The 25,092-nt window shown below is 24.2% G+C and carries 29 protein-coding genes, 1 rRNA gene and 2 pseudogenes; 3 read left to right on the top strand and 29 right to left on the bottom strand.

Features of this window, described 5'->3' with window-relative positions; all coding sequences use genetic code 11:
• Nucleotides 1-5 precede the first annotated feature (5 nt).
• The 13 genes and pseudogenes from AC5SL3_RS00995 to AC5SL3_RS00935 all read right to left on the bottom strand — a co-directional run bounded on the left by AC5SL3_RS00995 (nt 6) and on the right by AC5SL3_RS00935 (nt 10,093).
• A complete protein-coding gene (locus tag AC5SL3_RS00995) occupies nt 6-1,400 on the bottom strand; it encodes an NAD(P)(+) transhydrogenase (Re/Si-specific) subunit beta (protein WP_494578314.1) in 1,395 nt (464 codons plus the stop codon).
• Nucleotides 1,401-1,402: 2 nt separating this feature from the next.
• Entirely contained in the window at nt 1,403-1,711 is a 309-nt protein-coding gene (locus AC5SL3_RS00990) for a proton-translocating transhydrogenase family protein (protein ID WP_494578313.1), read from the bottom strand.
• A gap of 4 nt (nt 1,712-1,715) precedes the next feature.
• The gene (locus AC5SL3_RS00985; RefSeq protein ID WP_494578311.1) at nt 1,716-2,804 is read right to left on the bottom strand and encodes a Re/Si-specific NAD(P)(+) transhydrogenase subunit alpha; all 1,089 of its coding nucleotides are present in this window, start codon (nt 2,802-2,804) and stop codon (nt 1,716-1,718) included.
• A 9-nt stretch (nt 2,805-2,813) separates the two neighbouring features.
• Entirely contained in the window at nt 2,814-2,924 is a 111-nt protein-coding gene (locus tag AC5SL3_RS00980) for an aa3-type cytochrome c oxidase subunit IV (protein ID WP_018413861.1), read from the bottom strand.
• A gap of 5 nt (nt 2,925-2,929) precedes the next feature.
• The gene (ykgO, locus tag AC5SL3_RS00975) at nt 2,930-3,055 is read right to left on the bottom strand and encodes a type B 50S ribosomal protein L36 (protein ID WP_006997331.1); all 126 of its coding nucleotides are present in this window, start codon (nt 3,053-3,055) and stop codon (nt 2,930-2,932) included.
• Nucleotides 3,056-3,068: 13 nt separating this feature from the next.
• A 5S ribosomal RNA gene (rrf, locus tag AC5SL3_RS00970) occupies nt 3,069-3,183 on the bottom strand.
• 53 nt (nt 3,184-3,236) lie between these two features.
• Complete coding sequence (locus AC5SL3_RS00965) at nt 3,237-4,118, bottom strand: NAD-dependent epimerase/dehydratase family protein (protein ID WP_494578309.1); 882 nt, start codon at nt 4,116-4,118, stop codon at nt 3,237-3,239.
• Nucleotides 4,115-5,061: pseudogene (locus AC5SL3_RS00960) on the bottom strand (GDP-L-fucose synthase family protein). The gene AC5SL3_RS00965 and the pseudogene AC5SL3_RS00960 overlap by 4 nt, the downstream one beginning before the upstream one ends.
• Nucleotides 5,058-6,098 carry a GDP-mannose 4,6-dehydratase gene (gene gmd, locus AC5SL3_RS00955; protein ID WP_494578308.1) on the bottom strand — a complete coding sequence of 347 codons (1,041 nt, stop codon included), beginning with the start codon at nt 6,096-6,098 and terminating at the stop codon, nt 5,058-5,060. Before gmd ends, AC5SL3_RS00960 begins: the two are co-directional and overlap by 4 nt.
• Nucleotides 6,095-6,919, bottom strand: a complete 825-nt coding sequence (locus AC5SL3_RS00950) for an NAD-dependent epimerase/dehydratase family protein (protein ID WP_494578307.1) — start codon at nt 6,917-6,919, stop codon at nt 6,095-6,097. Before AC5SL3_RS00950 ends, gmd begins: the two co-directional genes overlap by 4 nt.
• Entirely contained in the window at nt 6,916-7,698 is a 783-nt protein-coding gene (locus AC5SL3_RS00945) for a glycosyltransferase family 2 protein (protein ID WP_494578306.1), read from the bottom strand. Before AC5SL3_RS00945 ends, AC5SL3_RS00950 begins: the two co-directional genes overlap by 4 nt.
• Complete coding sequence (locus tag AC5SL3_RS00940) at nt 7,695-8,423, bottom strand: FkbM family methyltransferase (RefSeq protein ID WP_494578305.1); 729 nt, start codon at nt 8,421-8,423, stop codon at nt 7,695-7,697. Before AC5SL3_RS00940 ends, AC5SL3_RS00945 begins: the two co-directional genes overlap by 4 nt.
• Nucleotides 8,424-8,425: 2 nt before the next feature.
• Nucleotides 8,426-10,093 carry a DUF8201 family protein gene (locus tag AC5SL3_RS00935; protein WP_494578303.1) on the bottom strand — a complete coding sequence of 556 codons (1,668 nt, stop codon included), beginning with the start codon at nt 10,091-10,093 and terminating at the stop codon, nt 8,426-8,428.
• Nucleotides 10,094-10,360: 267 nt separating this feature from the next.
• Here AC5SL3_RS00935 and AC5SL3_RS00930 point away from each other — a divergent pair, with 267 nt between their 5' ends.
• Nucleotides 10,361-11,029, top strand: coding sequence for a glycosyltransferase family 2 protein (locus AC5SL3_RS00930; protein WP_494578302.1), 669 nt, complete (start codon nt 10,361-10,363; stop codon nt 11,027-11,029).
• On the top strand, nt 11,026-12,252 hold the full coding sequence (locus AC5SL3_RS00925; RefSeq protein WP_494578301.1) for an O-antigen ligase family protein: 1,227 nt from the start codon (nt 11,026-11,028) through the stop codon (nt 12,250-12,252). Before AC5SL3_RS00930 ends, AC5SL3_RS00925 begins: the two co-directional genes overlap by 4 nt.
• On the opposite strand, the gene AC5SL3_RS00920 is transcribed toward AC5SL3_RS00925, so the two are convergent.
• From AC5SL3_RS00920 to AC5SL3_RS00870, 11 genes and pseudogenes are all read right to left on the bottom strand, one after another.
• Entirely contained in the window at nt 12,249-13,262 is a 1,014-nt protein-coding gene (locus AC5SL3_RS00920) for an MraY family glycosyltransferase (protein WP_494578299.1), read from the bottom strand. The genes AC5SL3_RS00925 and AC5SL3_RS00920 overlap by 4 nt on opposite strands.
• Nucleotides 13,262-14,014 (bottom strand): glycosyltransferase family 2 protein, encoded by a 753-nt coding sequence (locus tag AC5SL3_RS00915; protein ID WP_494578297.1) that lies wholly within the window; start codon nt 14,012-14,014, stop codon nt 13,262-13,264. Before AC5SL3_RS00915 ends, AC5SL3_RS00920 begins: the two co-directional genes overlap by 1 nt.
• Nucleotides 14,001-14,564 (bottom strand): glycosyltransferase, encoded by a 564-nt coding sequence (locus AC5SL3_RS00910; RefSeq protein WP_494578778.1) that lies wholly within the window; start codon nt 14,562-14,564, stop codon nt 14,001-14,003. The genes AC5SL3_RS00915 and AC5SL3_RS00910 overlap by 14 nt, the downstream gene beginning before the upstream one ends.
• Nucleotides 14,565-14,578: 14 nt before the next feature.
• Nucleotides 14,579-15,121, bottom strand: coding sequence for a glycosyltransferase family protein (locus tag AC5SL3_RS00905; RefSeq protein WP_494578295.1), 543 nt, complete (start codon nt 15,119-15,121; stop codon nt 14,579-14,581).
• 4 nt (nt 15,122-15,125) lie between these two features.
• On the bottom strand, nt 15,126-15,923 hold the full coding sequence (locus AC5SL3_RS00900) for an FkbM family methyltransferase (protein ID WP_494578294.1): 798 nt from the start codon (nt 15,921-15,923) through the stop codon (nt 15,126-15,128).
• 4 nt (nt 15,924-15,927) lie between these two features.
• On the bottom strand, nt 15,928-16,647 hold the full coding sequence (locus tag AC5SL3_RS00895) for a glycosyltransferase (protein WP_494578777.1): 720 nt from the start codon (nt 16,645-16,647) through the stop codon (nt 15,928-15,930).
• A gap of 24 nt (nt 16,648-16,671) precedes the next feature.
• A pseudogene (locus AC5SL3_RS00890) lies at nt 16,672-16,849 on the bottom strand (GDP-mannose 4,6-dehydratase); the annotation flags it as partial.
• An 83-nt stretch (nt 16,850-16,932) separates the two neighbouring features.
• Complete coding sequence (locus tag AC5SL3_RS00885) at nt 16,933-18,036, bottom strand: glycosyltransferase (protein WP_494578292.1); 1,104 nt, start codon at nt 18,034-18,036, stop codon at nt 16,933-16,935.
• A complete protein-coding gene (locus AC5SL3_RS00880) occupies nt 18,026-19,186 on the bottom strand; it encodes a glycosyltransferase (protein WP_494578290.1) in 1,161 nt (386 codons plus the stop codon). Before AC5SL3_RS00880 ends, AC5SL3_RS00885 begins: the two co-directional genes overlap by 11 nt.
• A 137-nt stretch (nt 19,187-19,323) precedes the next feature.
• Nucleotides 19,324-19,476, bottom strand: coding sequence for a hypothetical protein (locus tag AC5SL3_RS00875; protein ID WP_494578288.1), 153 nt, complete (start codon nt 19,474-19,476; stop codon nt 19,324-19,326).
• Nucleotides 19,469-20,182: an FkbM family methyltransferase gene (locus AC5SL3_RS00870; protein WP_494578287.1), complete on the bottom strand. Its 714-nt coding sequence runs from the start codon at nt 20,180-20,182 to the stop codon at nt 19,469-19,471. Before AC5SL3_RS00870 ends, AC5SL3_RS00875 begins: the two co-directional genes overlap by 8 nt.
• Nucleotides 20,183-20,188: 6 nt before the next feature.
• Between AC5SL3_RS00870 and AC5SL3_RS00865 the strand changes: the two genes are divergently transcribed.
• Nucleotides 20,189-21,025 (top strand): FkbM family methyltransferase, encoded by an 837-nt coding sequence (locus AC5SL3_RS00865; protein ID WP_494578285.1) that lies wholly within the window; start codon nt 20,189-20,191, stop codon nt 21,023-21,025.
• A 2-nt stretch (nt 21,026-21,027) separates the two neighbouring features.
• Here the strand turns inward: AC5SL3_RS00865 and AC5SL3_RS00860 are convergent, their stop codons facing one another.
• The 5 genes from AC5SL3_RS00860 to AC5SL3_RS00840 are packed head-to-tail and all read right to left on the bottom strand — an operon-like array spanning nt 21,028 to nt 25,081.
• Nucleotides 21,028-22,170, bottom strand: coding sequence for a glycosyltransferase (locus tag AC5SL3_RS00860; RefSeq protein WP_494578283.1), 1,143 nt, complete (start codon nt 22,168-22,170; stop codon nt 21,028-21,030).
• Entirely contained in the window at nt 22,146-23,048 is a 903-nt protein-coding gene (locus AC5SL3_RS00855; RefSeq protein ID WP_494578282.1) for an NAD-dependent epimerase/dehydratase family protein, read from the bottom strand. The genes AC5SL3_RS00860 and AC5SL3_RS00855 overlap by 25 nt, the downstream gene beginning before the upstream one ends.
• Nucleotides 23,048-23,911 (bottom strand): class I SAM-dependent methyltransferase, encoded by an 864-nt coding sequence (locus AC5SL3_RS00850; protein ID WP_494578280.1) that lies wholly within the window; start codon nt 23,909-23,911, stop codon nt 23,048-23,050. Before AC5SL3_RS00850 ends, AC5SL3_RS00855 begins: the two co-directional genes overlap by 1 nt.
• On the bottom strand, nt 23,904-24,863 hold the full coding sequence (locus AC5SL3_RS00845; RefSeq protein ID WP_494578279.1) for a hypothetical protein: 960 nt from the start codon (nt 24,861-24,863) through the stop codon (nt 23,904-23,906). The genes AC5SL3_RS00850 and AC5SL3_RS00845 overlap by 8 nt, the downstream gene beginning before the upstream one ends.
• The gene (locus tag AC5SL3_RS00840; protein ID WP_494578277.1) at nt 24,863-25,081 is read right to left on the bottom strand and encodes a hypothetical protein; all 219 of its coding nucleotides are present in this window, start codon (nt 25,079-25,081) and stop codon (nt 24,863-24,865) included. Before AC5SL3_RS00840 ends, AC5SL3_RS00845 begins: the two co-directional genes overlap by 1 nt.
• Nucleotides 25,082-25,092: the final 11 nt, after the last annotated feature.

The following is a 25,092-nucleotide window of genomic DNA, read 5'->3' as shown; positions in this document are numbered from 1 at the left end:
AATTTTTAAAGATTTTTAGTTATATCCTCAGTCATTTTTTTAGCATCAGCAAATAACATTAATGTGTTTTCCTTGTAAAATAGGTCATTATCAATTCCTGCATATCCAGGAGATAAACTTCTCTTTACAAATAATACTGATTTACATTTTTCAACATCAAGAACAGGCATTCCATAAATTGGGCTTTGAGGATCTGTTTTAGCAACTGGGTTTGTTACATCATTTGCTCCAATTACAAATGCAACATCTGCATTAGCAAAATCATTATTAATTTCTTCAAGTTCAAAAACCTCATCGTAAGGTACGTTTGCTTCAGCTAATAATACATTCATATGACCTGGCATTCTTCCTGCAACAGGATGAATTGCATAAGTAACCTTAATATCATTTTTTTTTAATGTATCTACCATTTCTCTTAATGCATGTTGTGCTTGAGCTACTGCCATACCATAACCTGGAACAATTATAACTGATGATGCATTTTTCATTAAGAATGCTGCGTCTTCCGCATTACCACTCTTAACTGGTCTTTGTTCTTTATTTCCAGTTGATGCCGACTGTTCTGTTGCGCCGAATCCACCTAAAATTACATTAAAGAATGAACGGTTCATGCCTTTACACATTATGTAAGATAAAATTGCACCTGAAGATCCAACAAGAGCACCTGTTATAATTAATGCTGTATTTTCTAAAGTAAAACCAATTCCTGCAGCAGCCCAACCAGAGTATGAATTTAACATTGAAATTACTACTGGCATATCTGCTCCACCAATTGGGATAATTAATAAAAATCCAATTAAGAACGAAACTGCTATTAATATCCAAAAAAAATTAGATGTCTGTGATGAACAAAGTAAATAAGTTAAAATTAGAATTGAAATTAATAATAAAGCGTTAAGAAAATGCTGTCCCTTAAATGTGATTGGTGACCCTGACATTATTCCTTGAAGTTTTAAAAAAGCAATTATTGAGCCAGAGAATGTTATAGCACCAACTGCGGCTCCGATTGACATTTCAATTAAACTTGCAAGTTTAATAGCACCTACTGATCCTAGATTAAATGCTTCAGGGTTTAAGAAAGCTGAGATTGCAACAAAAACCGCTGATAATCCAACTAAGCTATGAAAACCTGCTACCAACTCTGGCATAGCAGTCATTGGTATCTTATAAGCTATGAATGCTCCTATAAGTCCACCTACTAGTAAAAAAATTAGTACATAAATCAGTCCACTAGAAAAACTTCCAACAGATAAAAAAGTAACCGTGATGGCTATAACCATCCCTAAAATTCCAAAAAAATTACCCTGTCTTGAAGTTTCTGGTGATGAAAGACCTCTTAATGCTAATATAAATAAAACTCCTGAAATTAAATAAAATATTGCTGATAAATTTGCTGACATAATTATTTGTCTTTCTTCTTCTTTTTATACATTTGAAGCATTCTTTGAGTGACCAAAAATCCTCCAAATATATTAATAGCTGCAAGCGATATTGCTAAAAATCCTAAAATATTAGAAACGGTAAAGACATTGTCTAAGCTTCCTGCTAAACCTGCAATTATAGCACCAACAATAATTACTGACGATATAGCATTAGTAACTGACATTAATGGTGTGTGCAAAGATGGAGTTACACTCCACACAACGTAATAACCAATGAAAATTGATAAAATGAATATGCTTAATCTAAATATAAAAGGGTCTATTTCCATAAAACTATTTTATTAAAGTTTTCTCAATTATCTCATCTTCTAAATTAATATTAATCTTTTTATTTTCTTTATCATATAAATTGGACACAAAGTTAAATACATTTTTTGAATATAGGTTCGAAGCCGAAACAGGGAGCTTATTTAGAATATTTGTTTCTCCCATAATCTTTACCCCATTTTTAACTACAGTTTTATCAACTTCAGTAAATTCTGCATTTCCACCTTGAACTGCAGCCAGGTCATAAATTACTGATCCAGAATTCATGTTGTCAATCATGGAACCCTTGATAATTAATGGAGCTTTTTTGCCCGGAATTAAAGCAGTACATATTACAATATCAATTTTCTTTAAAGTTTCAGCTAAAAGATCTTCTTGTTTTTTTTTGAATTCTTCTGAAGCTTCCTTTGCATAGCCACCTTCAGTTTCAAGATTTTCAGAACCTTCTACTGTTAAAAATTTTCCCCCTAAACTTTCGACCTGTTCTTTTGATGCCATTCTAACATCTGTTGCAAAAACTATTGCGCCCATTCTTTTCGCAGTTGCAATAGCTTGAAGACCAGCAACGCCTGCACCAACCACTAATACTTTTGCTGCTGGAATTGTACCTGCTGCTGTCATCATCATTGGTATTGCTTTTTCAAAATTTGCAAATGACTCTATTACTGCTTTGTAGCCAGCAAGGTTAGCTTGAGAAGAAAGTATATCCATTGATTGGGCTCTAGTAATTCTTGGTAACATTTCTAAAGAAAAAACATTAATATTTTTTTTTGATAAATTTTCTATTTTTTCTTTATTAGCATAAGGATTGAATACTCCGACAAGTGTTTGGTTTTCTTTTAAATTTAAAAGATTTTCATCAGATAATAAGCCTAACTGAATAATAATATTAGCTTTACTTAATATTTCTGTTTCATTAGTGGAAATTTCAACACCTAACTCTTTGTAGTCAATATCATTAAAACCTAGATGCTCACCATATTTTTCAACTAATGTAATTTGAAAGCCAAGAGCTATATATTTTTTTGCAATCTCAGGAGTGATAGCAATTCTTTTCTCTACTAATTGATTTTCTAAAATTGAAGCAATTCTCATACGAGAACTCTACAGCAAGAATATCGCCATTAAAACTAAAACACCTATAACAGCGACAGTTCCCCACAACACAAATTTTGTGAAATTATTCCAGGTATTCTTATGGTCTTGATTATCCATAAAAATTACTTCTGTCTTGCTTTAAATTTTGGGTTTGTTTTATTGATTATGTAAACTCTTCCTCTTCTTCTAACTAACTTAGAATTAAGATCTCTTTTTTTAAGTGATTTTAACGAGCTTTTAATTTTCATAATATTTTTTTATAGCCGGCAATGTCCTACTCTTCCGTGTCTTAAGACAAAGTACCATTGGCGCTGAAGGGCTTGACTTCCGAGTTCGGAATGGGATCGGGTATTACCCCTTCGCAATAATCACCGGCGAGAGTGTTATACCTAAAATAAATATATTGTAAACAAAGAATTCTAGTCTTTTTTAAGAGTTTTTAACAATATTTGCCACGTAATCTTTAAGATTGATTTTTCCAAACATTTTATAAACTTTATTTGACAAGTTCATAGTCGTTAAAGCTGAAGCGTATCTTTCACCTTCTCTGGGTGGAAGAAAATTAATTTTACTATTAAACAATTTTGCAACTTCAATAATCGTATAACTTTTTCTACTAGATATGCTATAGTGCTTACAATCATTTTTTTTCCATGCATAATAGCATACTTGAACTGTATCAAGGATATGTGTAAATCTTCTAGATTGCGAACCAGGCTTTACTATTGTTAATGGTATTTTTTTTTTAAACTGATCTTCAAATATCCCTATTACAGTTGACATTGGGCCTGTTTTTATTTGTCCTGGTCCATAAACATTATAAAAATAAACTATTTCAAATTTAAAATTAAACCATTTTTTTAAATTTTCTAATAATTCCAAATTTTTTGCTTTAGTAAATGCATATGGAGATAAGTTTTTATCGTTCCCTTTATTTCCAATACTAGCTGATGTTGCTGAGTATATAAGCTTTATTTTATTTGATAGACAAAAGTTAAATACTTCATGCGAGCCAATATTATTAGAATTAATACATTCTTCCATCTTTAAAAAACTTTGATATATTCTAGAGAACTCTCCAAAATGAAAAACTGTTTTTATTTTATTTATTTTTTTTTTTAATATCTTGCTAATATTTTTTGTATTTCCCTTTACATATGTAACTCTTTGATCATTTAAATGATTTTTTGTTTTACCAGTAGAATAGTTATCTATACTAATAATTTTATATTTTGTTTTTTTTAGCAATAATGTAATTAGGTTAGAGCCAACAAATCCAGCTCCTCCTGTTACAACAATAGTATTCTTCATTGCCTTAACTTACTTTCTTTTTTATATGACTGGTAAGTATCTAATATAGATTTTTTAAGATCAATGCTGTGTTTCCATCCTAATTTTTTAGCCAATGACACGTCCATAACCTTTCTTTTGGTTCCATTCGGTTTAGATAAATCATATTTAATGATAATTTTTTTTTTTGGTAGGATTGTTTTTGCAATTAATTTTGCATAATACTCAATTGAATAGTCTTTACCAGTTCCAATATTGATAAGTGTTGGTTTTTTTTTTTATTCATAAAATAAACACATGCATTAGCAATATCATCCACATGGATAACCTCTCTTTTAGCTTTTCCATTGCCCCATAAAATCAGCGTATTTTTTTTACTATCTTTTAATTTGTCAATTTTTTTAATAAGTGCGGGAAAAAAATGTGAATTTAACTCATCATAATTATCATTCGGCCCAAATGTATTTGTCGGCATTAAGCACTTATAGTTAGTTTTATACTGTGTATTGTAACTTTCACACATTTTAATCCCAGCAATTTTTGCTAATGCATAAGAGTCATTTGTTGGTTCAAGTTCTCCACTCAATAAATAACTTTCCTTTATAGGCTGTTTACAGTTTTTTGGGTAAACACAACTGGATCCTAAAAATATAAGATTTTTAATTCCTGATAAATAAGCCCCATTTATGACGTTTAATTGAATTGCTAGATTTTCGTATAAGTAATCTGCTTTATATTTATTATTTGAATATATGCCACCCACTTTTGCAGCTGCCAAAAAAATAAAATCCGGTTTATTTTTCTTTAAAAACCTAAGAACACTTAATTGATTAGTAAGATCTAATTTTTGTCTATTAGCCACTATAATCTTTTTGTATCCTTTTTTTTTTAGCTTTCTTAGAATTGCATTTCCAACTAAACCATTGTGTCCTGCTACATAAATTTTAGAATTATAATCGATCACAAGGATATATTTTTTAATTCTACAATTACCATTTCCTTTACTAGTTTAGTAATGTCATATTTAGGCTTCCAATTTAACTCTTTCCTTGCCTTACTTGAATCTCCTAGCAAAGTATCAACTTCAAGAGGTCTAAAATATTCTTTATCACACTCAATGATACAATTGCCTTTATCATCATAGCATTTTGTATTAATTCCTTTTCCTTTCCAGTGATATTTTATATTAAGTTCTTTTAAAACTAAATTAACAAAATTTTTAACTGAATATTGTTTGCCAGTGGAAATTACATAATCTTGAGGTTTTTTATTTTGCAACATTTTCCACATTGCCTCAACGTAGTCTTTTGCGTGTCCCCAATCTCTTCTTGCATCTAAATTACCTAAAAACAATTTTTTTTGTTTACCTAATTTTATTTTACATAGGGCCATAACTATTTTTTTAGTGACAAAAGTTTCACCTCTAACAGGACTTTCATGATTAAATAAAATACCATTACAAGCAAAAATTTTGTAAGCCTCTCTATAATTCACTGTTATCCAATGCGCATAAACTTTTGCAACGGCATAAGGGCTTCTTGGATAAAATGGAGTTTTTTCAGTTTGTGGTATTTCAGCAACTTTACCAAACATCTCTGATGTTCCTGCTTGATAAAATTTTGTTTTTTTTTCAAGTGCATGAAATTTAATTGCTTCTAATATTCTTAAAGCGCCAATTCCATCAGCATTGGCAGTATACTCTGGAACCTCAAAAGAAACAGCAACATGTGATTGTGCTGCTAGATTATAAATTTCATCAGGTTTAATATTTTTTATTATAGATGATACTGATATAGCGTCAGTAATATCACCATAATGTAAAATAAACTTTCTATTTTTTTCATGAGGATCTTGATAAAGATGATCTAATCTACCAGTATTAAATGAGGAAGACCTTCTTTTTACACCATGAACTATATAATTTTTTTTAAGTAAAAAACCAGCAAGATAAGAGCCATCTTGTCCTGTAATTCCAAATATTAATGCTATTTTTTTTTTCATTTTTTAAAAAAAAAACTCTTACTTATTTTCAAACATTCATTTTTAAGTTCTATAACATCATTTTTAATTTTAATCTTATGCATAAGCTTCTTGTTATTTAAAGTAAAACTATCGTTATTGAAACTACTTTTTGGATTAATAGTTTTTATTCTTTTTGTATTATAAAAATTCAACCACTCAATCAATTGATTTATATAAATTTTTTTTCCTAAAGAGAGATTGTATGATCCAAAAGAGTTTTTATTTATTAATTCATAAACTATTTGATTGAATTTATCAATAGAAATGAAGTCTTTGTATGTTTTTTTATTTTTATAAATTAACCCACGTTTTGCCATTTCAAAAAAAATGTCTGAAAAAGTTTTGTGGAGTTTTCTCTTATTCTTATTTGGAGGGCTGATAATATTTGAAATTCTCAAAATTAAAACTCTATTGGCCAGAATTTTTTCTACTGAAATTTCTGATATCAACTTATTTTTTGAATAATTACAATTTGGTTTTTTCTTATCTAATTCTTTAATGTTAAATTTAGCTTTATAAATTTTTCTAGTACTCAACATAACTAATTTTGTTTTTGAATATATAATTTTATTTGCAATTATTAGATCATTATCGTTTCTAGTTTGATATTGATTTTCAATAAATTTTTGATTAGATGTGCAGTTAATAATAATATCATACTTGTTAATATTTTTATTTTGGGTTTTAAGGAAGCTTTCAAAGCTGAGGGAGTAAACTTCTATTTTCTTAGTTTTAAAATATTTAAATAAATTACTACCGATAAGCCCTTTTTGACCAATAATTAATATTTTTTTATTCATTTCATACAAAAATTAATGCAATTTGTTAATAGGTAATCTAAATTTTTTAAATGACGTATATTATTTTTAAAAAAAAAATATTTTACATAATCATGAGCTTGTTTACGTCTTTTCCACCATTCAAATGATAAAAACTTAAAATTTGCTGAAATCATTTCTTCTGATTGCCTATAATAAGTAAGGTTTTCATCCAAAACACAAAAGTTTTTTTTAATAAATTTTAGATATAGACCTATTCTAAAATCCATCCATATATCTGGAAATAAATTAAAATTTATTTTATTAAATATTTTTTTAAATTCTTCTCTTTTTATGACGATACAACTTTGTGGAGGAATATAAGGCCAATAATTAGAAACGAATTTTTTTTTATTTTTGATAAATTTTAATTTTTCTTTATATTTATAAATTGGAAGATCAAATAATGAGGTTATTTTTTTATTTTTTGAAAATGCATTAATTACATTTTTAATCTTATTTTTGCTAAATAAATCATCGCTATCCAATAAGAATATAATCTCACCATTGCTTATTTTAAAAGCTCTATTATATGCATTCATTTGGTTATAAGAGCCATATTTGCCTCTTTTTTTATTCTTTATAATTTTAATATTTTTATATTTATTTATTCTTTTAATGGAATTGTCAGATGATGCGTCATCATGAATTATTATTTCAACGTTTTGATAGGTTTGTTTTTTTATAGAATCGATACATTCAGTTAAATACTGCTCATTATTATAATTGGCAATTAGTACTGATACTTTAATGTCTTTCAATTTATTAACTCTTCTCTTTTATAAATATATTCAAATGTTTTTCTAAATGGCATTTTAGATTTATATATTTGATTAAAATTATTCATTTTCAAAAAATTATTAATATCTGTAAAAGTATAATTTTTGATAATCATATTATCATAATGATGTTCAAACATTAAAATTTTAACCAGGCTTATTTTATTCCCTAATCCAAGTAAAATTTCATATTCATATCCTTCAGTATCTATCTTTAAAAAATCAATTCTTGTTAGATTTTTATGAACTATATAGTCTTCAAGCTTTTGAACCCTAATATCAAATTCATAGTATGCATCCTCCTTACTAAAATAGTTTAATAATTTGAATTTTTTTTTAAAATATTTACTATTTTTATCTATTTTTTTAAATGTTGATGATGAACTTTCATTAAATTGTTTGAATGTTTTGGTGGTATTATTAGCGCCCAAAGCCATATTTTCTAGTACAATCTCTGTATATTTATTGATTTTAATAAATTTTTTTTCTTTTTTTTTTAACAATTCATAATTTATTGGACTTGCTTCAAATGAATAAATTTTTTTTATAAAAAAATTTTTTGAAAATAATTCAATGGTTTCACCTATGTGTGCCCCAACATCTATCAAAATTTCAAAACTTTTATTATTTTTTTTTAAAAAATTAATAATTTTTATTTTATGAAAATAATCAAAGAAATTGATAACTAATAAAATTATTTTTTGCATAATTAATTAATATTAAATTTATATATATTAAAAACTTTTTCAATCTTAGGTAACATATCTTTTTTACAATTATTTTCTCTTAACTTACAATTTTTATAATTTTCAATATATTCATTAATTCCATTTTCTATCCTGTAATGATGATTTGTTACTCTAAATGAAAAATTCTTAAGAGGATTAAAGTTATATTGTAAAATTTCATTATTTATTCTTACTGCATTTCTGCAAAAAAAAATCAAAAATGAAAATGCCACTAAATAAATGAATTTTTTTTTAATCTTATTTTTGTCAATAACAAAACTTTCAAATTTGATGGATGCAATAATAAAAAATATTGAAGCTATTAAGGTATAGCCACCATACCTTAATGAAGGATGATTGTAGAACCATTCAAAAAATAACATGACTAAAAAAAATAATAATAATAAAATGTTATTATTTATCCTTGAGGTAATTTTTTTTTTAGTATGGAATGTTAAGCCAACTATTAACATTAGTGTAATAATGCCCAGTAAAAAATCACGAACTTTATTAAAAAAATACTCGTCAATCCAATGGCCAACCCAATTGAAACTCTGTATATAAATTTCTGGATTGTCCACTCTAAAATCAGGTCCTGCACCTGCTTTTGACCACTGTTGATACCACTCTTTCATTCTTATAATTTCAGAGTTTGGTATAGACCAGTCAAGATTACTAAAGCATATTTGATTCACTGGGTAAATTAAGCAACCTGTATTAAAAAAATTAGTGAGTAAAATTAAAACAAACATTAATAAAGAGAGCTGTAACCCTCTATTTTTCAATAATAATAAAAAAAATTCTTTTATTTCTAATTTTTTTTTTAATATTAATATAATTGGGATTAACAAAACTACATACAGTACATAAAAAGCTTTAAAAGATACAATTAATGCAATTAATAAAAATATCTTTGATAGTTTTTCATTTTTTATTTCACCAATTAATATAAATGCTAGTAGCTCTGCCACAACAACTAAAAGTAAAATTTGTGCCGACCTGTCTGTTCCATGTTCGGCTATTCTGTAGAAAAAAATATTTATAAATAAAATACTTAAGAGAATAAAGTAACTTACAAAATTAATATTTTCTTTTTTAAAATTTTTCTTTAAATTACAAATAAATACAATGTTTGCATATCCCAGTATTAAAATAGCAGGTAAGTGAAAAAAATAATATTTAATTAAAGGTAAATAAAATAAAGAATTTAAATAGAATATTGCTGAAGGAGTTCTAAAACCATGATTAAACATTCCAATTCCAATTGTTAGACTTGATTGAGTGAGATAGTGGCTATAACCAAAATGATAATAAGGAAAATCATCATGGGTTTTAAAAATAATAATCGAAATAAACAAAATTGAAAATATTAATAGTGTTAATAAAATTTCAAAAAAGTTTTTTTTGGTATTAAAAAAAAAACTAACAAATCCTAAAAACATGAATATTAAATTATGGAGTGCATTATGTGGATAAAAAAAATGACTCAGGTATGAATATAATATTAATATAAAAATTCCTAATAAACCTAAAAAGCCATAATTTAATTTTTTTTTAAAAATTAAATTAGAAAATAAATTTCCATACCCAATTACTGAAAATGATAAGAATATATAAGAGAAATAAATTATTATAATATTAATTGCCATTTTTACAGTGAAAAGGTATTAGTTAAAATTAATGTAAAGTATTTTGAACGATAATTAAATAATATAATTTTTTACTATTAAATATCTTAAGAGTATAAAATATATCAAATTCTATTAAAAGAAGTATTTCTAATCAAACTAATATTTATAGCATCTACTATGGGAATACATTTAACGTTTATGTGAAAAAAAACAATAGAATATTTATTTTACTATTTTTTTTTATATTTATATAAATTTATTAAAACTTGATATATTACGCTTTAAATGAAAAATTTAACACTTTTAATTCCAGCAAAAAACGAGAGTGAGTCATTACCTATGGTTCTGGATGAAATCAAAGAGCTAAATTGTGAGAAAAAAATTATTTTATCATCTGATGATTTTGAAACAATCAATGCGATAAGAAATTATGATGTCGAAATTATTTATCAAAAAAATTTAGGCTACGGAGATGCTCTTATCAATGGTATTAATGAAACTCAAACTGAATATTTCTGCATATTCAATGCCGATGGTTCTTTTATGCCTACCGAAATATATAATATGATAAATTATTTAGAAAAAACTGGATCTGACTTTATTTTTGGCTCTAGATATCAAGATAACTCAGGAAGTGAAGATGATACAATTATTACTCTCATAGGAAATAAAATTTTTACACTTATTGGAAATATTTTTTTTAATTTGCAAATAACAGATATTTTATACACTTTTGTTGTGGGTAAAACGGTTAATGCAAAGAAACTAAATCTTAAAAAAAAAGATTTTGCTTTTTGTGTTGAACTACCAATCAAAGCAAAAAAAAATAATATGACAATTAAATCATTTTCTTGTTATGAAAGAAAAAGGTTTGCTGGAACTAAAAAAGTTAATGCCTTTAGAGATGGATTTATTATATTAATACAGATGTTAAAATTTTTATTTAAGAAATGAGTCTTTTAAGTGCTTTTAATAATAACAGAATAAATTTTTTTTTTGTTTCTATATTTTCTCTATTTCCTGTGGTGTTACTACTAGGCTCGGGTGCTATTAATATTGTTATTGTTATAATTGATGTATTTTTTTTATATAAATTATATGTCACAAAAAACTTTAATTACCTTAATAATAAATTTTTTTACTCATTGTTAATATTTTGGATATACTTAATTATAAATTTATTTTTTTCACTTAATTTTGAGGGATCCATCTCAAGATCTTTCGGTTTTATCAGGTTTATTATTTTTACATTCTCAATAAGATATTTTTTTAATGAAATAGATAATGATGCAAGAAAATTAATATTAAACTCATGGACCATAATATTTTTTATTGTAAGTTTTGATTTAATTTTTGAATATATTTTAGGCTATAATATATTAGGATTTAGTTCTTATATGCCTGGAAGATTAGGTGGTTTTTTAAATCAAGAATTAAAGATAGGTCATTTTTATTCAGCTTTTATATTGATATTTTTATGTAACTTACATAATTATTTTTATAGTAAAAACGTCACTTATTTTAATTACAATATATTTTGGTTATGTGTAATTTTATCAATATCAATCTCACTAATGATTGGTGAAAGATCTAATTTTTTTAAAGTATTTATAATGATAATCATTTTTATTTTTTTAATAAATAAGGAAAATTTACTAAAAAAAATTATATCAATTTCTATAGCGCTTGGAATTTTTTCATTAATTATACTTAACAACTCATGGTATAAGCATAGGTATTGGAATTTTTTTATTAAACCAGCATTTAATAACCCTGTAAAATTTGTACTAAACACAGATTATGGGTCTCACTATTTAGTTGCCATAGAAGTATTCAAAAATCATAAATTTTTTGGTGTAGGTCTTAAAAACTATCGCTTAGAGGTTCAAAAAGAAAAATATGGTAAGAATGCCTCTATACACCCTCATCAAATACACTTTGAAGTGATTGCAGAACTGGGATTGGTCGGATACATTTTTTTCATTTCAATATTAGCTTTTAATATTTATTTTTCATTTAAATATTTTTTAAAAAAAGGGGGGAAGCTTCAATTGAGTGGATTACTTTTCGTAATAGCAACTTTAATACCAATAATTCCTTCAGGAAGTTTTTTTACAACATTTAGCGCAGCATTATTTTGGCTCAATTACTCATTTATGCTACCAAAAAAGAACTAATATTTTACCCTTAATGCAGAATAAACAGATAAATAAATAAAGATATTAAAAATTATTAATATGCACAAATATAATGTTTTATCTAAAAAATTTATTGAAAATAAAAAAATGCATAAATTATAAACATTTATTAAGATAGAAGAAATTTGATTAGAAAACTGACTATATCTAAAATTCTTTTTAAATAAATACCTATATATTAACTGATGTAAATGCTTTGTATCTGGAAGAGTTGATTCATATCTATGAATTTTTTTTCTCAATATAGAAAAAAAATTTTCAAAAGCAGGATACCAAAGTAATAAAGCAAAAAAGTATGGCGATATTAATGGATTTGCCGTGTGTATTTTTAAAATATAAATACCAATCACAAAACCAATCAAATAAGCACCTGAGTCACCTATATATAGGTAATTTAAATAATTGAGAATCAATAAAAAAGATATCACTATTATAAGAGGCACTACAGACTCATAATTTATATTAAACTTTTTAAAAATTGAAGCTAGTAGTAAAACAATTAAAACTATAAAAAAATAACCAAGATTCAATCCATTTAAACCATCAATAAAATTAGATCCATTTAAAATTATCAATAAACAAAAGGTTGAAAAAAAAAGTCCTAAATAATAATTTGAAAAAATTAGGTTTAAATAATCAATTCTCAAATCATTAATTCTTAGTTCTGAAAAGAAGAGAAAAATTATTATAACTAATAATTGTAGGCTTAGCCTTGTAAATGGAGATTTTAAATAATCGATGTCAGAAAGAATGCCCAAAACCAATAGGGCGAAACTACAATAAATAATTAATTCATCATTAAAAGTTGGGGTAAAACAAAGACTGATAAAAAGAATAATTCCTCCAATTAATGGGACCGATTCAGTACCTACGAGTTTTTGATGGGGGGAATAAAATTTGCTTTTTAAAATTAAAAGTTTATTTGAAAGTAAATTTAATACAAAAAAACTAAAAAAAATTATTAAACAAATTTTGAAATAATAAAGCATCATTTTTTTTTGATATAATTAATTGATAAAATTAAGGTTTTTAATATTGAAGTTAATATACTAAAGTTTAAATATTTATAATAAACTAAAAAAGCATCTTTAATTTTTTGAAAAGAAGACTCTGATAGTGAGTTAGAAGCATTTGTCCAATTTGTGAGATATTTATCAATTGAATGAAAGATTATACCCTTTTTGGAAAGTTTTAACCATAATACATAATCTTCTTTTGTTTTTAATTTTGGAAAATTATTTGTAAATTTTAAAATATCTTTATTTAAAATAACAGTTGAAAGTCCAATATTACAAGAGTTTAAAAGTTCTCTATAATTCAGATCTATAGCTTTTCTTTTAGAAATTATTTCCCCACTTAAATTTACCAAATTGTAAGAGGTGTGAGAAGCAAGATATCCTTTTCTTTTCATAAATCTTAGCTGATAGGATAGTTTATTTTTTTTCCATGTGTCATCACTATCCAAAAAGGCAATATATTGACCTAATGCAGCCTTGATGCCTTTATTTCTTGAAAAACCAGCGCCTAAATTTTTTTTATTATAAATAATTTTAATCTTATATTTATTTTTATTTTTATTTAGTTTTTTTAAAAATGATATGTTTTCTAAAGTATTATTGTCATTTATAATAATTATTTCATAGTTAGTGTAATCTTGCTTAAAGACACTAGATAAAGTTTTTTTTAACAAAGTAATATTTTTGTAAAATGGAATTATTATGCTTACTTTATTTTTTATCATTAAAAAAAGTTAGTAGGTGATTAAAATAATAAGTTGAATTTTGTTTGATTAAAAAACGATTTAACTTAGATTTTGCAATTTTATTTTTGTTATTTGAAGTCTCATAATTGTCTATTGCATATAACATTTTTTGAGCTAGTTCATGTGGTGAATTTGGCCTTACAAGATAACCTCCTCTACCATTCAATAAAATTTCATCTGGTCCACTAGGACAATTTGTTGAAACACAAGGAGTGTCAAAGTTGATTGCATCAAGTAAAACATTTCCTAAGCCCTCATAAACTGAACTTAATACAAACAATTTTGATTTTTTTAAATATTTATCAGGATTTTTAACCCAACCCTTAAATATTACTTTTTTTTCTAAATTAAGATTTTTTGTTAATTGTTTTAATTTATTTTTTAAATTCCCATGTCCTAAAATAATTAATCTGTAATTTCTATTTTTATTAGAAAAAATTTTAAATGCTCTAAGAAGAGTAAAGTGGTCCTTTTGCTTTCTTAATCTACCTATATTTAATATTGTATTGTTTTTTTTATATTTTTTAATATTTATTGACTTAATTATTGGGTTATAAATTGTTTTAATTTTTGATTTATTAAAAAAAAAATCCCCAAAGATTTTGCTGATCCTAAAGAATTTGTAATTGCTCCATGACTAAAATTATAAAACATAAATTTTAAAACAAATACAATTAAACCATAAAATTTATTTTCAGAATTTATTGCTGAATAAAGAGAATTTTCTGAATTGCGAATAATAATTTTAGTACGCGTAAAAATACACGTAATTATTGCTGCTATATTACTTTGCATCGAATGAACAATTACATTTTGATTGATTTCTTTTTTTGTTATCAAGTCTTTAAGTTTATTCATAGCATAAAAAGCTGAAATAAATCTAAAGGGAATAAAGAATATTCTTCTTTTAATTTTATATGAATGAAAAAAAATATTATTTTTTTTTATTTTTCTAATGAAATTTAATGAACATATTACATGAATATTTATATCTTTGAGGTTTTGACTTTTGAGTAAATTATACAATGTTTTAGTAACACCACCTCGTTCATATGATGGGTAAAAAATGATTATATTTTTCTTCATATTTTTATTTTTTAATAAATACAAAATTTGATAGATGATAAATATTATTTTCAGGTCTACTCGGATCAACTCTTATAAGTCCATTATTAAATGGTAAAATCTTATAAATTTCATAATTTTTTAAAAATTTATGAAATTGATATAAATTCTCTCCATTAAATAAATTATGATAATTCATCTCTATTTGAATAAATTTTGGCTTAAATTTATTAATGCTATTTTTTGCGCCCTGAATGACATTAAAGTCATTACCTTCTGTATCAATTTTAATAAAATCTACACCATTTATAAAAAGTTTTTTATTTTTTTTAACAAAATTATCTAATGTATTAGTTTTAATTTTAAACTTTTTAAATATTTTACTCTTAAGAAAATTTATTTTTTTTAAATTTTTATTTAATGAGGATAGTTGAGAGTTTTTATTTGTATAAAAAATTTCTCTTACTTCAATTTTATTTGAAAGCGCAACATTGTGACAGCTAAATATATTTGGAAAATTTTTTTTTACTTTTTCTAACTTTTTAAATGCTTCTCCCATTGGCTCAAATGCTATTACTCTGAAACCTTTATTGAGTAATTTTTTTGAATAATCACCGTTATGAGCTCCTACATCTAAACAAATTTTAATTTTTTTTTTTGTTAGAAAATTATTTAAGAAATATTCTTCTCCAGTTTCATTAAGGTTTCCAAAATTTTTATAGCCTTTAACTTTAAGTATTAAATGTAGAAAAATATCAGATATAAAATTAAATCTTTTATTAGAAAAAATTAGAGTAATTGTCTTAATTAAAAAATTAAACATATATTTATCTATTATATAATATATTTCGAAATTTATTTAATATTCGTAAAAAATATAAAATAGTTACAAAAAGTATGCTTTGTCCATTTTCATATCTAATTTTTGATTCATAATAATAACTTTTATAAAAGGGAATTTTTGAAGAATATCCATTTAAATCAAATTTACCAAAAATTTCATTTTTTTTTGCAACCATTCCTTTAAATTTTTTATTTTTAAGAAGTTTAAAAATCAGGTCATAATCTGCACCAAAATTTAGCTTGGTATTATAAAGCCCTATCTTTTTGTGCACACTTTTTCTTATAAAAAAACCTGTGGAATGTGAGGGGTAAATATTAAATCTATAATTAATTTTTTCAGGTTCAAACCTAAATAAAATCCTATCTTTTTTTACAGGTCCAAACAAAAAATCTAATTTTTCTTTTTGTTTAAAATATTTATTTACTATTTTTAACGTATTTTTATAAAATACATCTCCTGAATTTATAATACCTATAATTTCACCTTTGCTATGAAGTATTCCTTTATTCATTGCTTCCCATAAATTTTTATCACTTTGAGAAATTAGTAAATCTATGTTGTTTTTATTTTTATTTAATATCTTTAATGTTCCATCCTCTGAGTTTCCATCAATTACAATATATTGAAAATTTTTATATGTTTGTTCAAATACACTTTTTAATGTATTAAATATTTTATTTTGGTCATTTTTAACAACAGTGATAATGGTAATAAGAGGTTTTTTAATTATTGTTTTTTTTTTTTCATGAGGATCTTGATAGATATGATCTATTCTTCCAGAATCAAATGAAGAAGATTTTATTTTTAACACCATGAACGATATAGTTTTTAAATAATAATAAATCTGCTAGATAAGATTCGTCTTGACCAGTAATTCCAAATATTAGTGCTATTTTGAACTTCATTAATTGTTTAATATAACTATAATCAATATTTTATATACATGCTTTTAATTAAATTTAAAGCAATAGTTAATAATTAATTGTAATTAAAATAATTGATTAATAATTCTTTCTAGTTTTTTTGTTGTATTGGAAAACATAAATTTTATTAATTCCTTTCTACCCTTTAACACTTTTTTTTGAAGTTTAGATGGGTCTTCTAAAAAATCGTCAATTTTCTTAGCCAATTGTTTATAATTTTCAGTTTCAAATAAAGTTCCGTATTTTCCATTACCTAAAATTTCTGCAGTGCCACCAGCACTTTTTGATGCAATTATAGGTACACTATAATTTATTGCCTCCACTATATTGTTTGGCAAACCTTCGAATATTGCGGCATGTATTAATAAATCAGCATTATTGTATATTTTTTTTTTATTTTTTTCATGTCCAAGTATTTCTATTTGATTATTTAAATTATTAATTTTTACAAAATTTTCTAAACTTTTTTTTAAATTTCCATTGCCATAAATTTTTAATTTAAAATTTTTTCTTTTTACAAGTTTGATAGATTTTATAATAGTTTTGTAATCCTTTTGATGTGTTAATCTACCAACTGAAATTAAATTGAAAAACAATTTTTTTTTAAATTTTTTTTTAGGTATAATTTTCTTTATTGTTGCTGAATAAACAACTTTAGATTTTAGACCTTTCTTTAAAAGCTCTTTTGATAAAACTTTAGAATTAGTTAAAATTTGATCTGCTTTTTTATACATAGGTTTTAATAAAAATTTGATACATCTATTTTTTAAAAAATTTGGAATAGATAAAAATAAATCTAGTTCCTTAAATGAAGTTCTTTCAAATATAATTAATTTAAGGTTTGCAATTTTTCTTAAAAAAAAAATTGATATTATGTTTGAATAATGGATGTTTGATATAAAAACATTTTTGGCGTTTTTCTTTATTATACTTTTTACAATTTTTCTTATTTTAAAAAAACTTGTTATTGTAGAAAATTTTTTACTATATGTTTTTACATTAATGACATTGATTGTTTTTGGTAAAATTTTTTTATAATTTGAGCTTCCAATAAAAATCATAAATATTTTAAATTTTTTTTTATCAACTTTATTTAAAAAGTTAAAAATTGAATTACTTGCTCCACCGAAGTTGAAATCTGAAATAAAAAAAAATAAATTAATTTTCATTTTCTTTGATAATTGATTGCAGGATTTTAAAATGGTTAAAAAGTGTAAACTCTTTACATTTTTTTTTTAATTTCACTTTTTTTCGAAATATTTCGTCATCATTTTTTTCTAATAATTCATCAAGTTTTTTTACAAAACTTTTCAGTGAATTATTCTCAAATAAAAATCCATTATTACCATTATTTAATATTTCAACTGAAGCATTAGGACAGTCACTTGAAAATACAGTTTTATTTAAATAGCCCGCTTCTATTAAAACAAACCCGGGATCTTCCCAAAGAGATGGTAAAATAAATAGTTTAGAATTTTTTAAATAGTCGTAAATATTTTCCTTGTACCCCACTAAGAATACTTTTTTAGTAAGGTTTAGTTTGCTAATCATTTCTTTTAATTTATTCATTTCCTCTCCATTTCCTAAAATAAATAAGTTTAAATGTTCATATTTCTTAGATATTTCAAAAAACCCATTTATCAATAGCGAAAAATTTTTTTGATGTGTAAGTCTTCCAATTGAAATTAGAGAATTATTAATTGATAATTCTTTTTCAACATTATTATTTATCCTTTTTTTTATTTCTATTTCTGCAATTTTTAATACAGGATCTGGTAAATATTTAATTTTACTAAATTTAAATATTTTTTTTTTAATAAGCATATCCGCCGTTGTTACCGTTGGTGTGGTAATATAATATATTTTGTTACTAACAAACTTCCAAAACAACGTTCTTAAAAATGTCATCTTAGGATAGCCCGATATTCTAAGTATAAATTTAGTTTTATAATTAAAAAGTAATAATAGAGACAAAGGGATAAATGTTAATAAGTGAATTATAAGATACTCTGGTTTATCCCGTTTTATAAGTTTATGTAGTTTAAATACTGTTAAAAAAAAAATTACAAAATATGTTAATCTGCTTTTTATAAAACCAAGTTTCGGCAAATATTTAATTATATTCCTATTAAATAATTTAATTGTACTAATATTATTTTTTGTTAAATACTCCTTCTTATTACTCCACTCTCCCACCGAGTCTACAATTATAGGGTCAAAATTTTTTTTTGAATATTTTTTTATTGAAATAATTGAATTTGTAACTGCCCTAATTGTTGCTACTTCATTTATATATGGGGACCAATAATAAATTTTCATTTTAAAACTTAGAAATATGATTTTTGAAATACCATATCTTGGTTTTTTTAAATCCAACACTAAATGTTTTAAAATTATTGATTTTTGTAACTTTTTTTATCAATGTATTGTCTCCATGTGTGTTGAAAACATCTGTTTTATTTTTTTTTATTCCATTCTCCAACTACATTTAATATCAATGGTTTATATTTTTCTTTGGAAAACTTTATTAATGATACTGCAGAATTGATAACAGATTTTACAGTTGCAACTTTGCTTATAAATGGGCACCAATACATAACTTTAATCATTTTTTAAGAATATCATGTCTCCTTGTAAGAGTTTGTTGTGTCTCTTGTTAAAAACTCCATTTTCTACAGAATAAATCACGAATCCTTGGCTCTCTAATAAGCTTACTGTCTCCTGCCATAATTCCTGTCCATCATAAAGATGTTGAAAAGATACTTCACAAAATATTATTTTGCAGTGTTTTAACAAATTTACCGCTCCTCTTAAAATTTTGTTCTCGTAACCCTGGGTATCAATTTTTATCATTATATTTTTTTGTAAAAAATTTTTACTTACCGTATCCAGTTTAATTATATTAACAATCTCTTTATCAATCATTACAGCCGACGGTTTGGCTTCTTTATGCATATCAGTGAAACTCAAAATACTTGATGATGGAGAGTAGTTCGAAATATTTAAAATAATTTTTCCATCGATATCGCCTATGGCACACCGGTCATGCACGGTCCAAAATTTATCCTTAGTAGCTTTTTTTTTTATAATCTCATGCTCTCTTTTAAGAGGCTCAAAACTAATAATATTTTTTTGATAACCTTCTTTTCTCAATTTTTCAACAAACTGTCCTGAATTTGCTCCTATATCCAAAACTAAGTCTATATTTTTTTGTAAAATTTGATTATATATAAGGTCATAAGAATTTTGATTTTTAGATATTTTTATCAATCTTAAATCAAATTTTTTTAAAATTTTTTTAATTACATCGATCATATTTTAATGAACATTAATTACTTTAAATATATCAAAACATCTATCAATAAATTATTTGGCACTATATTATTTTACTTAATTCCAAATAACAAAAGTGCATATAATTTTAGCAAACTGTTAATTAATCGATATAATAATAATAGAAACTTTAATCCCAAAACTAATGGTGAGTTTAATTTACTGCTAACATTTATAAAATCCAAGATTGATGATAAAATTTTTTTTGATATCGGGTGTAATATTGGTGAATTTGGTGAATTTTTAATTAAAAATAAATATGATGGGAAAATGTTTCTTTTTGATCCATTAGACAGTATACGCAACAATGATGTTAAAAAATATGGAATTTTTACAAAAAAATTATTTTGGGATAAGGAAGAAAAATTAAATTTTTTTATAGACCAAAATAATATGGCATCTGGAACAAACAGCATATTTGATATGAATAAAATTGGCTACTTACCAAAATCAAAAAGTATTATACTTATGACTTCCACTGTAGATAATTATGTTTATAAAAATAATATAAAAAAAGTAGATTATGTCAAAATTGATGCTGAGGGTGCTGAGTATAGAATTCTATTGGGCATGAAAAAAACATTAACAAACAAAATGATTAAATATATTCATTTAGAATTTGGTCATGCCGCTATGGCAGATAAAAGATATATAAAAGACTATTATGATTATTTAGTTCAATTTGGTTATGATATGTACATAATAAAACCAAAAGGTATTCAAAGAATCGAATACACACCAAATTTAGAAAATGAATATGATTATATAAATCTTTTCTTTTCCTTGAGTGAAAATATACATAAAATAAATATTAAATTATTATAAATCTATATAATTTTTTTTATAATATTTAAATATTCAAATCCAAACTTTTTTCTTTTTGTTATATAATTTTTATTATTAAATTTAATGAGTCTAATATTCATTTTTTCTGTTTTTAAAATAGCTTTCGCTAATTCAATTGGATTGCTTGGGTTGAAATAAATGCTACGATTTGGTTTTTGCTCAATGTGTGTTGGAATTTTAGATAGTATGCATATTTTATTATAAATTTTTGCTTCCTCCACAGAAGTGCTCCATCCTTCAAAAAATGAAGGGTTTATAACAGCTTTGCAACGAAACATGAGTGAACAAACTTCTAAATAAGAAATCTCACCCAAATATTGAACTTTTTTAGAAGATAAATTATCAATTTTTTTTTTTATTTTTTGTACGTATTCATTATTTCTATGATCATCCATTTTTCCTGTAAAAACAAAATTAGGATAGATGTGATTTGAATTTAGATATTTTATAGCTTTGAGCAAGCATAAATGGTTTTTATGTTTCCAGAATTGATTTGGAATAAAATAAAAATCTTCATTAATATGAAATCTTTTTTTTAATTCTTTTAAAGATAGTAAATTTGAAGGCTTAATAACAGTTGGTACAAATTTAAGCACATTAACTTTATTTTTATATACATAATGATAATTATTAAAATCAACTAAACTATAATTGCAGCTTACAATTACTTGATCTGCAAATTTTGCAAGGTCTGTATGCAATGCTATATTTCTTTTGATAGAAATTTTCCCAAAAAAATTCTTTAAATGCAGGTACTGAAAATCTCCTATCCAACCTATTAACTTTATGTCTAAAAGTTTCGTGTAATTTGTGTGAGATAGAATATTAATTCTGTGATATTTAAAATAAAGTTCTAGAATAATATTTTTTTTAAAAATAAAGTCAGTTAATTTTAAAATTATTTTATTTATCAAAGAATCATTAAATAATTTAGATTTAATGATCTTAATTTCAAAATTCCTGAGATTGCCCATATTGGACTGTGAAGGAACAAATAGAATTTGATTTATGTTTTTAGATTTTACTAAATTTAAGGCTGAAGTTAAACTTCTTAAATAGTTAATACCACCGTGCCAATTAGGATCTCTGAGAACGAATCCTATATTGATTGTTTTTTGAACCATTTTTTGTAATTATTTATTCCATTATTTATTTTATAAACTGGCTTCCAACCTAGATTTTTTAACTTTTTTATATTGATTTTTAAACTTTTTGGATCTTCTTTATTCAGAATACCACTAAAGTATAACTTATTTTTATTATTGTAGATAGTTTTTTTTACAATGATCTTCAATAAATTTTTAATTTTGATAGGATTGCCAGATCCACAATTATAAATTTGAAAATTTTTTTTATTTTTTTTTAATATTAGGTCTATTGCATTGATAGCATCACTGACATGAAGAAAATCTCTTTCTTCATCCCCTGTTCCAAAAAAAGTTGCGCTTTCTTTTTTGTTTATTTTGGTTAACGCGTCCCATATAATTTGTTTTTTTAAAAATGGTCCATAGATTGAGCTAAATCTAATAATAACAAGTTTATTTTTTTTTAGGTTGATATTTTTTTTAAGCTTTTGTTCGTATTTTAATTTATTTTTTGCATACACAGATATAGGATTACACTTAGATTTTTCTGAGCATTTTATTTTAGTGTTTCCATAAACAGAATAGCTTGAAAAGTAAACAACTGTGCATGGGTTTATATTTTTTTTTACTAATTTAATTAAATTATTATTAATTATTTCTTCTTTTTTATTTTCAGAGAATTTTAATGATTGCTTAACATTTCCTATTCCATTAGAAAAAATAATTGTATCAAAATTTAATTTTTTTTCTTTTAATAATTCATAATTTTGATTTAGATATATCCATCTTAAATTTTTTTTTTTAGTAATTATTTTTTTTGATGTCAAACAAATTAATTTATAATTTTTATTTTTATAAAAATCTGTAATATTTCTTCCTAAGAAACCAGAGGATCCAGCTATAGCAATTGTTTTCATTATTTTTTTTTTAGCATAAATGAATATGGTCTTCCAGGGGTGCGATTTCTTGCATTTATTAAAAAAATTAAAATTAATTTTATAAATTTACTAATAATATTATTTTTTTTTATGATTATCTTAAACCAATCTTTTCTAATTAAAAACTTGCTTTTGGTATAGTGTAGCAAAATACTCTCTATATTATTTGGACAATAATTTAATGGAGAAGAATAAGTCTTGAATGTTTTTAATATTTTAAATCCACTATTTTCGAATGCATTCAAATAATCGCTTAATAAATGTGCGTTCTCATCTCTTGTGTATTTATGTAGTGGGTGATTTTTTAAAAAAATCTTCTTGTCTTCTATTCTGTCAATAACATGATCTTTTACAGTAATAAAAAAACTTTTTTTTTTTAATACTCTGCAAATTTCTAGGCAAGAAATTGTAATATTTGGAGCATGGTGCAAAGATTGTCTTGAGTATACCAAGTCAAAAAAGTTATCGTCAAATGGCAGTCTATCAAAATTTCCTTTGCAGAGATTTATTTTAAGGTTTAATTTTTTGATTAACTGCTTAATTGAATTCAGCCCAGCATTATTTCCAGAGTTACCATCAAATGCATAAACTTCATATCCCATTTTAGCCAACGCTAAAGAAGCGATACCTCTTCCAGCTCCAAAATCTAAAACTTTTCCTAATTTAACACCATATTTTGCATGCACATTTTTTAATTCTATCCATTCCTTACTATTTTCAAATCTATTTAGGGCCTCTTCAATGGGGTCATCGTAATAACAAGATTTAATTAAATCTTTATAGTCATCTTGGTTTTTTAAACTCTGTATTACTTCCTCCCAATAATTTTTATTTTCAATCATTTTGAATTAAATTTAAATCAGAAATTTTTATTAATTGGTTTTTTTCAAGATCTAATACTTCTAAATTTTCTATTTGTTTTATTTTGCTTGAATTATTTAAAAAATTTAACTTCTTATTTTTATCTCTTGAATCAGAAAAAATTTGTTTCCTGTAAGCCTCCCTGGGCAATCGTTCAACAAGATTCTGTTTTCTGTCACTTCTAACAAAAAAAAGATTATTTCCAGCAGAATTTGACCCAATTAAACTATACCCCTTTTTTTTTCCAAGAGCAGCAAGTGCTGAAATTGAAGCGCCCCAATACTGTCCTGAAAAATGCTTTTCCTCTCTTACAAATTTTTCATCGTAAGGGATAGTAATATTTTCTTTTTTCCCGAATAAACTATTCCACTCAATAATTAATATAATTGGGTTTATGTTATTTATTTCTTTCCAAATCCAATAGTCATTTCCATCTATATCAATACTTAGCAAACCAATTTTTTTTTGTTCAATATTTTCTTCAATGATTTGTTTAATATTATTATTTTTTATCCATTTATTTATAACTTTAAGACCATATTTCCAGCAATATTGAGAGTTTTTGATTTTAATAAAACTATTATAATCTCCCTCAATAACTAGTCCGTTCCAATAATTATTAATTAATAAAAATTTAGAATTGCATTCTGTATAGTCACCAACTCCAAATTCTATAAAATACTTTTCATCTTGTTGAATTTTGGTTTTCTCAATAAGAAAATTTATAATTCCATCTTCACCAAATTGAGAAAATACTTTAAACTCATAATCTTCAATGTTTAAAGTGGTTTTTGTTCTATTAATTTCAATATTTGATTTTGCAGATAAAACTTTTAAATGATCTATTTCCTGTTTAATTTCATTTGTATAAAATACCTTACTATTTTGAAATCGTTTGTTAATTGCTCTGACAATTTTTTTGATGAAATTCACTATTTTTCTTTTATTATTTTGTCTATTTCTTCTATAGAATTTAATTTTGAAATATAGTTGTGATCTATTTTTTTTTTTATAATTTTTTCAATTGCTAAAAAAATTCTAATCGAAGCCAAACTATCCCACTCATCAAAATCTTTATTTTTTGAGTTTTTCTTTATTTTATGTTTGTCAATTTTCAAAACTTTTGAAACTAAATTAATGGCGTTAGTCATATTTTTTATTT

The organism is Candidatus Pelagibacter sp. PS_34 (assembly GCF_059417845.1).
Note: the sequence above shows the minus strand (reverse complement) of the source record. Positions and strands in the feature narration are given on the sequence as shown.